The organism is Shewanella fidelis ATCC BAA-318 (genome assembly GCF_000518605.1).
In the GTDB taxonomy this organism is placed as follows: domain Bacteria; phylum Pseudomonadota; class Gammaproteobacteria; order Enterobacterales; family Shewanellaceae; genus Shewanella; species Shewanella fidelis.
On the sequence record NZ_KI912461.1, the window covers coordinates 217305 to 228149 of the forward strand.

The 10845-nt window shown below is 43.6% G+C and carries 10 protein-coding genes and 2 tRNA genes; 8 read left to right on the top strand and 4 right to left on the bottom strand.

Features of this window, described 5'->3' with window-relative positions:
• Window positions 1-66 precede the first annotated feature (66 nt).
• The 8 genes from mrdA to lipA all read left to right on the top strand — a co-directional run bounded on the left by mrdA (window position 67) and on the right by lipA (window position 8363).
• Window positions 67-1923: a penicillin-binding protein 2 gene (gene mrdA / locus L884_RS0120450; RefSeq protein ID WP_028769233.1), complete on the top strand. Its 1857-nt coding sequence runs from the start codon at window positions 67-69 to the stop codon at window positions 1921-1923.
• Window positions 1920-3026, top strand: a complete 1107-nt coding sequence (gene rodA, locus L884_RS0120455; RefSeq protein WP_028769234.1) for a rod shape-determining protein RodA — start codon at window positions 1920-1922, stop codon at window positions 3024-3026. The genes mrdA and rodA overlap by 4 nt, the downstream gene beginning before the upstream one ends.
• A gap of 87 nt (window positions 3027-3113) precedes the next feature.
• Window positions 3114-4112: a lytic murein transglycosylase B gene (mltB, locus tag L884_RS0120460; RefSeq protein WP_028769235.1), complete on the top strand. Its 999-nt coding sequence runs from the start codon at window positions 3114-3116 to the stop codon at window positions 4110-4112.
• Window positions 4099-4881, top strand: a complete 783-nt coding sequence (locus L884_RS0120465) for a septal ring lytic transglycosylase RlpA family protein (protein ID WP_028769236.1) — start codon at window positions 4099-4101, stop codon at window positions 4879-4881. Before mltB ends, L884_RS0120465 begins: the two co-directional genes overlap by 14 nt.
• A gap of 104 nt (window positions 4882-4985) precedes the next feature.
• Window positions 4986-6158, top strand: a complete 1173-nt coding sequence (locus L884_RS0120470; RefSeq protein ID WP_028769237.1) for a serine hydrolase — start codon at window positions 4986-4988, stop codon at window positions 6156-6158.
• Between the two features lie 226 nt (window positions 6159-6384).
• Window positions 6385-6651 (top strand): DUF493 family protein YbeD, encoded by a 267-nt coding sequence (ybeD, locus tag L884_RS0120475; RefSeq protein ID WP_028769238.1) that lies wholly within the window; start codon window positions 6385-6387, stop codon window positions 6649-6651.
• A 94-nt stretch (window positions 6652-6745) separates the two neighbouring features.
• Window positions 6746-7405 carry a lipoyl(octanoyl) transferase LipB gene (lipB, locus tag L884_RS0120480; RefSeq protein ID WP_028769239.1) on the top strand — a complete coding sequence of 220 codons (660 nt, stop codon included), beginning with the start codon at window positions 6746-6748 and terminating at the stop codon, window positions 7403-7405.
• A complete protein-coding gene (gene lipA / locus L884_RS0120485) occupies window positions 7398-8363 on the top strand; it encodes a lipoyl synthase (protein ID WP_028769240.1) in 966 nt (321 codons plus the stop codon). Before lipB ends, lipA begins: the two co-directional genes overlap by 8 nt.
• A gap of 60 nt (window positions 8364-8423) precedes the next feature.
• Here lipA and rimI read toward each other — a convergent pair whose 3' ends face one another.
• The 4 genes from rimI to L884_RS0120505 form a co-directional block, all read right to left on the bottom strand.
• Window positions 8424-8861: a ribosomal protein S18-alanine N-acetyltransferase gene (rimI, locus tag L884_RS0120490; protein WP_028769241.1), complete on the bottom strand. Its 438-nt coding sequence runs from the start codon at window positions 8859-8861 to the stop codon at window positions 8424-8426.
• A complete protein-coding gene (locus L884_RS0120495) occupies window positions 8858-9208 on the bottom strand; it encodes a DNA polymerase III subunit psi (protein WP_028769242.1) in 351 nt (116 codons plus the stop codon). The genes rimI and L884_RS0120495 overlap by 4 nt, the downstream gene beginning before the upstream one ends.
• Before the next feature lie 160 nt (window positions 9209-9368).
• Window positions 9369-9445: transfer RNA gene (locus L884_RS0120500), tRNA-Trp, on the bottom strand.
• Between the two features lie 176 nt (window positions 9446-9621).
• Window positions 9622-9698 (bottom strand) — tRNA-Trp (locus tag L884_RS0120505).
• Between the last annotated feature and the right edge of the window lie 1147 nt (window positions 9699-10845).

A 10845-nucleotide genomic window follows, 5' to 3' on the forward strand; every position in this document is an offset into this window, starting at 1 on the left:
CTGAACAGGCCTTAACAGGATTAGGATATGTGCTTGGCACCCTTTTTTAAGCAGGAGAGAATGTAAGTGTCCCCAAGAAAGCGCATAACCATGAACGACCATGCGGCTGAAGCGTCGCTATTTAAAAGTCGCGCCCTGTTTACGTTTTTATGTGTATTTATCCTGCTGAGCTTGCTACTGGTTAATCTTTATAATTTGCAAATTATCTCTTTTAAAGATTATGAAACTCGCTCAAATGATAACCGTATTCGTGTTGTTCCTATCGCGCCAAGTCGCGGCCTGATCTACGACCGTCATGGGCAGTTGCTGGCGGAAAACCAGCCTTTCTTCTCATTAGAAATGGTGCCTGAAAAGGTAAAAAACGTCACTGAAACTTTAGATGATCTTAGCCAAGTCATTGAACTATCAGCTGATGAAAAACAAAGTGTGCTTGATGCACTCAAATACCATCGCCGTTTCAAACCGCTGACAATTAAAAATAAACTCACTGAAGAGCAAGTTGCCGAGTTCAGTGTTAATCAGCACCGCTTTCCTGGGATCTCTGTTGAAGCAGGCCTGAAACGACACTATCCATACAATGGCTTAATGACCCATGCTTTAGGTTATGTCGGCAAAATCAATAGCCGCGACCAAACCTCGTTAGAGCGTAACAACCTTTGGGCGAATTATGCTGCAACCAAAGATATTGGTAAGCAAGGTATCGAGAAGTTCTATGAGAGTATGTTACTTGGCAAGCCCGGACACCTTGAAGAAGAGGTCAATAACCGTGGCCGTACGATCCGTATTCTAAAATCTGAGCCGCCTGTTCCTGGGCAAGATATTTATCTGACCTTAGATCTTAACTTACAGAAAAAAGCCATGGAGCTACTCAATGGCCGCCGTGGTTCAATTGTGGCTATCGATCCAAGAGATGGCGGCATTTTAGCACTGGTTTCTAGTCCGACTTACGATCCTAACCAATTTGTTCACGGCATTAGCAGTAAGGCTTATAGTGAGCTGTTGAATTCAAAATCAAAGCCACTGATTAACCGTGCAACCCAAGGCCAATATGCGCCAGCGTCTACGGTTAAACCTCACCTAGCCCTACTTGGGCTAGAAAACAAAACCGTTACCGCTAAAACCCGTATTTGGGATCCTGGCTTTTGGCAAATCCCGGGGGTCGAGCGAAAGTACCGTGACTGGAAACGCTGGGGCCACGGCTGGGTTGATGTAAACAGCGCTATCGTTAGCTCTTGCGATACTTACTTTTACGATTTAGCTTACAAAACCGGTGTCGATTCTATCGCCAACTTTATGCAGCCATTTGGCTTTGGTGAGCGCACCGGCGTCGATATTTTTGAAGAATCTGCCGGTATAATGCCATCTAAAGATTGGAAGCGTTTACGCTATAATCAGCCTTGGTACATAGGTGATACTATCTCTGTGGGTATTGGTCAAGGTTACTGGACCACAACGCCGTTGCAACTTGCAAATGCCACCGCAATTCTGGCAAATAACGGTCGCCGCTTTGTGCCCCATTTTTTGAAATCAATTCAAGATCAGACCGCAAAAATCGATACGCCACCTGATGAATTGCCGCCAATCGAATTAAAGGATCCCAAGAACTGGGACATCATCAATGAAGCAATGCGCGATACTGCACACAAGTCTCGCTTTACCGATGCCCTCTACACTGCCGCAATGAAAACCGGTACGGCACAGGTATTTAGTGTTGCCCAAGATGAAGAGTACGATGCCGACAACATTGATGAGCGGCTTAGAGATAACGCTTTAATTGTTGCATACGCCCCCTATGAAAACCCTAAAATCGTATTGGCTGTTGTGCTTGAAAACGCCGGTTGGGGTGGCGTGAATGCAGGCCCTGTCGCCCGAGCACTGCTCGATGAGTATTTATTAAGAGATTCATGGAATAAAGCCAAATGAGCGCACACAATTCTCGTCCAAATATCTGGCAGCGCTTACACATAGATCTGCCGCTTTTATTCGGCCTATTAACCCTAATGGGCTTTGGTCTATTTGTCATTTACTCTGCTGGCGGCGAAGATCTCGCGCTTATGGATCGACAACTTTTCCGCATGGGCTTGTCGCTTTTGGTGATGTTTGCAGTCGCGCAAATTAACCCCGAAGTGCTCAGACGCTGGGCGTTCCCGATTTATATAACCGGCATTATATTACTCATAGGCGTGCACTTTTTTGGTGAGATCAATAAAGGGGCACAGCGCTGGCTAAACTTGGGTTTTATGGAGTTTCAACCATCTGAACTAATGAAACTCGCCTTCCCTATTACTATGGCGTGGTATATCAGTAAATTCCCATTGCCACCTAAAAAACGCTATCTTGCAGGTGCAGGTGTCATTTTATTGGTACCTACCATATTAATTGCTAAACAGCCGGATCTTGGTACTTCAATCTTGGTTGCGGCATCGGGTATTTTCGTCCTGTTTTTATCGGGTATGAGCTGGCGAATTGTAGGTACTTTCATTGGCAGTGTATTAGCTATGCTACCCGTGCTGTGGTTCTTTTTAATGCATGACTATCAACGCACTCGTGTACTCACTTTGCTTGATCCTGAAAAAGATCCACTTGGTGCTGGCTATCATATTATTCAATCTAAAATAGCCATTGGCTCTGGTGGCTTATTTGGTAAAGGTTGGCTGCAAGGTACTCAATCACAACTGGAATTTTTACCTGAGCGTCATACCGACTTTATCTTCGCCGTAATCGGAGAAGAGTTTGGCTTGATCGGTGCTTTACTGCTACTAGCACTTTATCTTTATATCATTGGGCGTGGACTCGTCATTGCCTCACGGGCACAAACGAGCTTTGCCCGTTTACTGGCCGGTAGTATCACCCTAACTTTCTTCGTCTATATTTTTGTTAATATCGGTATGGTTTCAGGGCTTTTACCCGTTGTTGGTGTACCGTTGCCATTAATCAGCTATGGTGGTACATCTATGCTAACGCTAATGGTTGGATTTGGTATTTTAATGAGTATCCATACTCATCGACGCTTTATTGATAGATAACAATTAGCTAATCAAAACAATATTAGCATTGTGGCGCCTTCAATATTTTTACCACAATGCTATTCATTTAATAAGGACAGCTTGTAAATGACTCTTTTAAAGCGCTTGGTTACACCTTTAGCTTTTACTATTCTCTCCAGCTCTGCCATTGCCGCTCCTACCAATGCGGAAGTCGAAGCGCTAAAAGCAGAATTTATTAACAGCCAAATCGCAAACGGTTTTGATGCCGCAGAGATCACTCAGTTCATCGACAATGCTGAATATAACCAAGCTGTAATCGATGCCATGACCAAGCCATGGGAAGCCAAACCTTGGCACCAGTATTACCCAATTTTTTTGACAGATAAACGCCTAGAAAAAGGCTTAGCTTTCTGGAATGAGCATGCCGATACAATTGCCAAAGCAGCAAAAGAGTTCAATGTCGACCCGCAAATCATAGTAGCAATTATTGGTATTGAAACCTATTACGGTGGCTATATGGGCAATTACCCAGTTAAAGATGCGCTATACACCTTAGGTTTTCACTACCCGCCACGGGCTAAGTTTTTCCGTAGCGAGTTTGCTAATTTGCAATCTTTGGTCAAAGAAGAACAACTCGACATTAACAGTTTAAAAGGCTCATATGCTGGTGCTATGGGATTTGGACAATTTATTCCTTCTAGCTATCGCCACTACGCGGTTGATTTTGATAACGACGGTAAGCGCGATCTACTAAACAGTAAAGCCGATGCTATTGGTAGCGTCGCAAACTATTTTCACCAGCATGGCTGGCAAAAAGACCAACCGGTTACTCTACAATTAACCTTGAATAAAGATTTACCTGATAACCTAAAGGTATGGGCTGGCGAACGTTTACATTACAAAGTCGCGGATATTTTATCGCCAGAGATATCTTTGGCTAAATCGATTGATTTAGATGTTTCTCAGCCTGCAATGCTAGTTAAACTAGAACAAGCAGACCATGATGAATATTGGCTAGGCCTTAAGAATTTTTACGTTATCACCCGCTATAATCGCAGCCCACTGTATGCGATGGCGGTTTATCAGTTTAGCCAGGAATTAAAGCAAGCATATGTTACTCAATAAAGTCCTTAGCGTTTTAGTTATCATTACCGCACTAGCAGCCTGTTCCAGTAATGGTCGCTATGAATTAGACAACGATAAGGCTCCAGCATCAGCACCAGATGTAACCAAAGTTGAAGATGCCCACCCTAAATATGAACCCTATAGCCGTGGGGGAAATAAGAGTACCTATACGGTTTTGGGTAAAAGCTACAATGTGATGAGTACAGGCGAAGGCTACGCAGAGAAAGGTATTGCCTCATGGTATGGAGCTAAGTTTCATGGCCATCTAACCTCCAACGGTGAAACCTATGATATGTACTCAATGTCTGCGGCTCACAAAACTTTGCCGCTGCCTAGCTATGTAAAAGTCACTAATCTTAAAAATGACAAAACAGTGATAGTAAGAGTCAACGATAGAGGCCCATTTCATGAAGATCGGATTATCGATCTCTCATACGCAGCAGCGCATCGACTCGATATGCTCAAAACAGGCACAGCTAACGTCAGCTTAGAGGTCATCTATATTGCCGATCCTGAGTCTGCGGCACTTGCTGAGCTAAAAGGCACAAAACAGCACTTTATTCAGGTGGTGGCCTCGTCAAGCAAGCAACGCATTGAAAGCTTAGCAACTAGCCTTGAGCAAAAATACCAAATAAAAAGCCGAGTAAAAACCGGTGATAATCTATATCGATTACAACTTGGACCGATATCTCAGTCGACTATCGCCAATAAGCTAACGGAAAAGTTAAAAAAAGAGGGTTACCCAAGCAGTTACCTGCTGACTGAATGAACCATGTTTAATGAACCAACGCTGAATTCCGTTGTCGACTAATGATATACTCGTAGGAATTACACTTTCTTCATACCTAAACTATTAAGACGTGCATTATTAATATGAATTTACTCAATAAACCTTTAAAAACGCTTCTGCTTGCGAGCTCAGTCTCAGTTTTGTCAGCACAAGCGGCACCTGTAGTTACTCCAAATGCACCAACCGTAGCAGCTAAAGCCTATGTGTTAATGGACTACAATACAGGACAAGTCATTGCTGAAGAAAATGCTTACGAAAGCTTAAACCCGGCCAGTTTGACTAAAATGATGACCAGTTATGTTATTGGTCATGAGATCAAAGTAGGTAACATCTCTCCTACGGATGAAGTCACTATCAGTAAAAATGCTTGGTCGAAGAACTTCCCTGACTCTTCAAAAATGTTTATTGAAGTCGGCAAAACAGTTTCTGTAGAAGACTTAAATAAAGGCATCATCATTCAATCTGGTAACGATGCTTGCGTTGCGATGGCTGAACACATCGCTGGTACTGAAGACGGTTTTGTTGATCTAATGAATTCATGGGCAAAGCAGCTAAACATGCAAGATAGCTACTTTGAAAATAGCCATGGTTTAGATTCTGACAATCACAAAACCACTGCTTATGATATGGCGATCCTCGGCGCGGCGATCATTCGTGATGTCCCTGATGAGTACGCAGTATACAAAGAAAAGTCTTTCACTTATAACGGCATCAAGCAATATAACCGTAATGGCTTGTTATGGGATAAAAGCTTAAACGTTGATGGTATTAAAACAGGCCATACTTCAGGCGCTGGCTTTAACCTTGTGACGTCAGCAACCAAAGATGGCATGCGCTTAATCTCAGTCGTTATGGGCACTAAGAGTGAAGCGGCACGTAAAGCAGAAAGCAAGAAGCTACTTAACTATGGTTTCCGCTTCTTTGAAACTGTCACACCATACTCTGCAGGTGACACCTTCGTAACCCAAAAAATCTGGTACGGTGATCGTGAAACGGTAGACTTGGGTGTCACCACTGACACGCCTATCACTATCAGTCGTGGCCAAGCTAAAAACCTACAAGCCAACTTTGAGCTAACTAAAGAGCTTAAAGCACCGATAGCTAAAGGCGAAACCGTGGGCCGCATCTACTTCCAACTAAACGGTAAGGATATTGCTCAATTCCCACTAGTAACCTTACAAGAAGTCAATGAAGGCAGCTGGTTCAGTAAGCTAATGGATTACTTCAAGCAAATGTTCTCTGGTTGGTTTAGTTAATCACTAGCCCACATTAAAAAACCACCTTAGGGTGGTTTTTTTGTGCCTTAATTCTGCTTAATCGTAATCAGCCAGCCAAAGGAGCACTAAACTGGCGTTCAAATGTTTATATTAATTGCGATAATCCCCCTTTAGCTAAAGCCGTTATCATCAAACAAGCGCAATGGCCTTGAATTAGGTATAATTGCCACCATATCACTGTAATTGAAATTGTTGAGAGCCAAAAATGTTAGACACTAAATTTGATGAGTTAATGGAATTTCCTAATTCATTTCCATTTAAAATTGTAGGTGATGCCAGCGATACTTTAGCTGACCGAGTTGTTGCAGTAGCACAAAGCTTAGCGCCAGGAGATTACGCACCATCAACTAAAGCCTCGAGCAAAGGCACTTACTACTCAGTTACTATTCGTGTAACTGTAACCAGTAAAGATCATATTGAACAACTTTACACTCAATTCGCCGCAATTGACGGTGTAAAACGCGTACTGTAAATATTACTCATCAATGATAAATGTGATCTGGATTACATTTATCATTTTGCAGCGTATAATAGCCCGCACAAATATCTGAGGGGAGAGGTTGCCCTTGTACGACAACGCTTTGCACATTCGCAATTTAGGTAAGCAAGATTACGAAACTGTGTGGCATGCTATGCAGCACTACACAGATAACCGCGATGAAAACAGTCAAGACGAGATCTGGATTGTTGAACATAATCCCGTATTCACTCAAGGCCAAGCAGGTAAGAGTGAGCATATTCTAAATCCTGGTGACATTCCTGTTATTCAGGTTGACCGTGGTGGCCAAGTTACTTATCACGGGCCGGGACAATTGGTTGTTTACCCTCTCCTCGATATTAAACGTCTCAAAGTGGGTGTACGTCAACTTGTCACTCATATAGAGCAAAGCATTATCAACATGCTTAAGCGCTATCAGATTGAAGCTTATGCAAAAGCTGATGCGCCAGGTGTGTATGTTGAAGAACGCAAAATTGCATCCTTAGGCTTACGGATCCGTAAAGGATGTTCTTTCCATGGATTGGCCCTTAATGTCGATATGGATATGTCGCCTTTTCAGCGCATTAACCCTTGTGGTTACGCAGGAATGGAAATGATCCAATGCAAGCAGCTAGGTGGACCGCAAACCGTCGAGGACGCAGGTCTGCAGCTAATTGAAACTCTCAGCCAAGAACTCGGTTTAGATAAGCTAGTTCACCACCAAGGATTACCAGAGTCATATGAATAGGCCTGAAAGATTACAACCTGGCGTTAAACTAAGAGACGCCGATAAGGTTTCACGCATCCCTGTAAAAGTGGTGCCATCTGAACGTGATACCATGCTTAGAAAGCCTGATTGGCTGCGAGTAAAGCTACCACCGTCAAATCAGCGTATCACTGATATCAAGCAAGCATTACGTAAAAACGGTTTACACTCAGTTTGTGAAGAAGCGTCTTGCCCTAATCTATCTGAGTGCTTCAACCACGGTACTGCCACCTTTATGATCTTAGGTGCAATTTGTACCCGACGCTGCCCATTCTGCGATGTTGCCCATGGACGCCCATTAAAACCAGATGCAGAAGAGCCGAAGAAATTAGCCCAAACAATTAAGGATATGAAACTGAAGTATGTAGTTATTACTTCAGTTGACCGTGATGATTTACGTGACGGTGGTGCACAGCATTTTGCCGATTGCATCCGCGAGATCCGCCTGTTAAATCCTGAGATTAAGATTGAGATCTTAGTGCCAGACTTCCGTGGTCGCATCGATGCCGCACTCGACATTTTAGCCACTGAGCCACCAGATGTATTTAACCACAACTTAGAAACTGCGCCGATGCATTATCGTAAAGCACGCCCGGGCGCTAACTACCAGTGGTCGCTTGATCTGTTGAAGAAGTTCAAAGCACGTCATCCAAATGTGCCGACTAAATCTGGGTTGATGATGGGTCTAGGCGAAAGCAACGAAGAGATAGCTCAGGTATTACGTGATCTACGCGCGCACGATGTTGAGATGCTTACATTAGGTCAATACCTACAGCCATCAAAGTTCCACTTACCTGTTGAGCGCTATGTTTCTCCAGCTGAGTTTGATGAGCTAAAAGAGCTAGCAGAAAGCATCGGCTTTACTCATGCAGCCTGTGGTCCATTGGTACGCTCTAGTTACCATGCAGATCTTCAAGCACAAGGCAAAGAAGTAAAATAACCAAGTCAGAAACAAAAATAGCGCCCAATGGCGCTATTTTTATATCTGAGACACGGCTATTTAGAGTGACAGCTGCATCAATATAGCATCCTCACTACCGACGCTAGTCTTATAGTAACCTTTACGGATCCCTGTGGTTGCAAAACCGGCCGCTTCATATAAGGCTCGAGCAGCTGTACCTGATTGCCTTACCTCTAACAATAATACCTCAGCACCTTTCTCTTTCGCGGCATTGATAACGGAATTTAATAATGCTTTGCCGACACCTTTTCCCTGATGATTGGGATCAACACAAATATCCATCAAAGTCGCATCTTCAAAAATCTGATGCAAAATGGCAAAGCCATACAAAGCATCACCATCAACAACACCGAAGCTAGCATACAAATGCCCAAAACAACTCTTGATCGTTGCCTCACTCATAGGGTGACTATGGGCTTTAGCCGCGACAAGCGCCATTTGAGGTACCATCGCCTCAGTTAATAACACTGTATTCATTTACCAGCCTTTTGCGCCATATAAGCTTGCATAGAGCCCCAAAGCGCCCTCTTAGCATCTGCATTTGCTTCCAATTCGTTAATAGGTGCCGAAACTAGGCACTCTTCACCAGCAACAGCTTGTTTGCCACGCATATCCCAAATAACCTTTGCAGAAGGCTCAGCTCGTGTTGCAAACCGACATTGTGCAATATCAACACCAATGAACTTAAGCACAGTAGTAAAAAGAGGACTATCAACCTCTTTTAGGCGTAACGGATTAACCAATATCGTCAAAATATCAGCCTGAGGCGTAGCCTTTTTCCAGCGAGTAATGCCCATGGCATCGAGGTAAGCATTCTTTTCCATGACGACTCAAGCAAACTTAAAAGCAAAATGGAGTATCGCAAGCATAACAGCTACAGAAGTATGATTAAAATAGCTGATATTGCAATCACATAAACTCTGTGAACCAATGATAAATTACAGATACGAAAAAGCCGAGCATTTGCTCGGCTTTTTCTGAATTTGGCAGGGGTGGCAGGACTCGAACCCGCAACCATCGGTTTTGGAGACCGCTGTTCTACCAATTGGAACTACACCCCTGTTGTTGGAACGCATTATGCTTAAACAGGCTTAAAAGGTAAAGCACTATTTGAAGAACATACGACTAACTGCAGTTTTTTCAGGCAACCTTTGTATTTATCGCTAAAAACTAGAGCAAAACATGGCTAAACTGCAGATACGAAAAAGCCGAGCTAATGCTCGGCTTTTTCTGAATTTGGCAGGGGTAGCAAGACTCGAACTCGCAACCATCGGTTTTGGAGACCGCTGTTCTACCAATTGGAACTATACCCCTGTTGATGTGTTAGATTTTGCTTAATCTTGGGCAAAAGGTAAAGCACTTTTTTGCTTTAAAGCCACTGTTTGCGGCTTTTTCAGGCGTTTAATAGAAACTTTCTACACATCTATAGCAAAACGAGCTCAACACGCCATAAAACGTACAATGTTAGCACTGTGAATAAACCACAAAATTCACTGTTTGATATGACAGCTAGATATAATTAAACCACGCCCCCATAGACCAGCCTAGCCTTCAGCCCCAAGCAGTTGCATTGACACCAGTTAGACAAGATAAGTAATACCAATCGCATAAGGCTTGATCTGCTCAAAGCGGTTTTTAGCAAACTTACCCAAGCCTAATAGCTGTAATAATGATAGTTGCCATTCAACACTACTCAACGTAACAGACGCCGCCCTAAGCACTCCCAAATAGCGTGGTTCTCCAACTCTGATATTTTAAAGTTTGAACCTCGTTCAACTTTGCTCACAGTCGTTTCGAGCGGCATGATCTTGTATGTTCCAAACTACATAAGACATTGCCCCCATCCATGGCATTTGAGGATAAGAACTCTCTCACTTAATTTGCAGCCTGAAAATGTCCAACTACGCTAAACTTTCACGCTCATAGACACATCCTCGCCTCACTCTCTTAGTTCGCGCAGCGAACACATGGGGGTGAAAGTGAGACGCTTTGAATAAGCAGTATTCAGCCCCTCTGCTTTAAGTGAAGAGTGAACGCGGAGAAGCTTGCCTTCGAAGCCGGAGGCAAGGCACATGAATGTGCCGAATGCCTGAAACGCATGGATGCTGTTTCAGGTCCCGCTCAGCGGCGGGCGACCGCCAAGAATGGCGGAAGTGTCGATATTGTCAGGAACATTTATCGACCGACGTCGACTCTTTACCACTAAGAATGGCATTTACGCCTACTACCTACCTTAAGTGAAGCAGTCACCTTTACGGGTAGCTGTATTCTAGATAAGTTAGCGTTCAGTATTTTACAAACGCCCAAACGCAAAAAAGCCACCTGCTTTTATCATATAAGAGTAGGTGGCTTCTTCACTTAATTTAAAGCCTGGAAATGGCCAGCTTCGAGCAAGCTCTCCGCGTTCACCCCTTGCATCAAACTTCGTTTGATAAGCACAAGGGCTTCACCCTACTCCACA

Bases quoted from the DNA above. Each gene is read 5' to 3' on its own strand.
- mltB (WP_028769235.1), top strand. From the start codon at position 3,114: ATGACTCTTTTAAAGCGCTTGGTTACACCTTTAGCTTTTACTATTCTC.
- lipA (WP_028769240.1), top strand. From the start codon at position 7,398: ATGAATAGGCCTGAAAGATTACAACCTGGCGTTAAACTAAGAGACGCC.
- rodA (WP_028769234.1), top strand. From the start codon at position 1,920: ATGAGCGCACACAATTCTCGTCCAAATATCTGGCAGCGCTTACACATA.
- L884_RS0120495 (WP_028769242.1), bottom strand. From the start codon at position 9,208: ATGGAAAAGAATGCTTACCTCGATGCCATGGGCATTACTCGCTGGAAA.
- L884_RS0120465 (WP_028769236.1), top strand. From the start codon at position 4,099: ATGTTACTCAATAAAGTCCTTAGCGTTTTAGTTATCATTACCGCACTA.
- rimI (WP_028769241.1), bottom strand. From the start codon at position 8,861: ATGAATACAGTGTTATTAACTGAGGCGATGGTACCTCAAATGGCGCTT.
- L884_RS0120470 (WP_028769237.1), top strand. From the start codon at position 4,986: ATGAATTTACTCAATAAACCTTTAAAAACGCTTCTGCTTGCGAGCTCA.
- ybeD (WP_028769238.1), top strand. From the start codon at position 6,385: ATGTTAGACACTAAATTTGATGAGTTAATGGAATTTCCTAATTCATTT.